The following is a 1,370-nucleotide window of genomic DNA, read 5'->3' as shown; positions in this document are numbered from 1 at the left end:
CTCACCACTGTCCATGCCGCCGAGCTTGGCATCGAGCAACTCGTGGTTATGGGTGAACCGCCCCGGGTTTTGAGGAGGCTCCAACCCTTGAGAAGATGGAGCCATGAACAAGTCAACAAAGTTCTCACCCGAAGTCCGCGAGCGTGCCGTGCGCATGGTGCAAGAGCACCGGGGCGACTACCCTTCGCTGTGGGCGGCCGTTGAATCGATAGCACCCAAGATTGGCTGCGTGCCGCAGACGCTGCTCGAATGGGTCAAGCGCGAGGAAGTCGATACCGGTACCCGCGAGGGTCTGACCAGCAGCGAGCGCGAGCGCCTCAAGCAGCTCGAACGCGAGAACAAGGAGCTGCGCCGGGCCAACGACATCCTCAAGGCGGCCAGCGCGTTTTTCGCCCAGGCGGAGCTCGACCGCCGTTTGAAGAACTGAAGCGCTTTGTCGACCAACACCGTCATCTGTACGGGGTCGAGCCCATCTGCCAGGTGCTGCAGATGGCCCCGTCGTGCTACCGACGCCATGCCGCTCGCCGGCGGCACCCAGAACTGTGTAGCCAGCGCGCCCAGCGTGATGAAGTCCTGATGGCCGACATACTGCGCGTCTGGCACGCCAACTGGCAGGTCTACGGCGCCGACAAGGTCTGGCTGCAAATGAACCGGGAGGGCATCGTGGTGGCGCGCTGCACGGTCGAGCGCCTGATGCGCGCCATGGGCCTGCAGGGAGCTCGCCGGGGCAAGGGCGTGCGCACCACGGTGCCAGACAAGGCGGCGCCGTGTCCGCTAGACCACGTCAACCGGGTGTTCAAGGCCCAACGGCCCAACCAGTTGTGGGTCTCGGACTTCACCTACGTCTCGACCTGGCAGGGCTGGCTGTACGTGGCCTTTGTCATCGACGTCTTTGCCCGGCGCATCGTCGGCTGGCGCGTGAGCAGCACCATGCAGACGGACTTCGTGCTCGATGCGCTGGAGCAGGCTTTGTACGAGCGCAGGCCCGATGCCGATGCATTGGTCCATCACAGCGACAGGGGCTCGCAATACCTCTCCATTCGCTACACCGAGCGGCTGGCCGAAGCCCGCATCCAGCCCTCAGTGGGCAGCCGTGGCGACAGCTACGACAACGCGCTGGCCGAGAGCATCAATGGCCTGTACAAGGCCGAACTGATTCACCGCCGGCGCCCCTGGAAGACCAGGGAAGCCGTGGAACTGGCCACCCTGCAATGGGTGCACTGGTTCAATCACACCCGACTGCTCACGCCGATTGGGGGCATCCCTCCGGCAGAGGCTGAGGCAAACTACTGGCGGCAACTCGCCAGCGAGGCCGCGCAGGTGGCCTCAACTTAAACCAACCAGCCTCCACGATTCCCGGGGCGGTTCAC

The 1,370-nt window shown here is 64.5% G+C and carries 1 protein-coding gene and 1 other annotated feature; the gene reads left to right on the top strand.

Features of this window, described 5'->3' with window-relative positions:
• Positions 1-103 precede the first annotated feature (103 nt).
• Positions 104-1,335 (top strand): IS3 family transposase gene (locus ACOVRJ_RS08115; protein ID WP_422043380.1). Its coding sequence is split into 2 segments (ribosomal slippage): positions 104-395 and positions 395-1,335, totalling 1,233 coding nucleotides; the frame shifts between segments, so codons are not numbered across the junction.
• Positions 382-498 (top strand) — a sequence feature (AL1L pseudoknot). Its footprint overlaps the gene before it by 117 nt.
• Positions 1,336-1,370 lie beyond the last annotated feature (35 nt).

Origin of the sequence: Roseateles sp. (genome assembly GCF_049240545.1) — a bacterium.
Lineage (GTDB): Bacteria > Pseudomonadota > Gammaproteobacteria > Burkholderiales > Burkholderiaceae_C > Paucibacter_A.
Note: the sequence above shows the minus strand (reverse complement) of the source record. Positions and strands in the feature narration are given on the sequence as shown.